General features: G+C 64.8%; 1 pseudogene. It reads left to right on the plus strand.

The annotated features are described in order from the left end of the window. Positions 1 to 92 precede the first annotated feature (92 nt). A pseudogene (locus AC0L2O_RS37085) lies at positions 93 to 256 on the plus strand (acid--CoA ligase); the annotation flags it as partial.

A 256-nucleotide genomic window follows, 5' to 3' on the forward strand; every position in this document is an offset into this window, starting at 1 on the left:
GGTGCACAAACTCCGGCTGGCCCCTGGGCCATGCCGGGCATGGTGCATGGCAATAGGGACGCGGGCGGCACCAGACCGCCGAGGAGGAGTTCTTGGCCGTTCGTTACTACGACTGGATCGCCCATTATGGCCGCCGTACGCCGAACAAGATTGCGGTGATCGACCTCGCGAGCGAGCGCCGCTTCAGCTATGCGCAGCTCGACGCGCGCATCTCGCGTCTCGCGTCATTTCTGCGCCATACGCTGGAAGTCTCGCG

The sequence above is a fragment of the Bradyrhizobium sp. Kon10 genome, assembly GCF_055807395.1.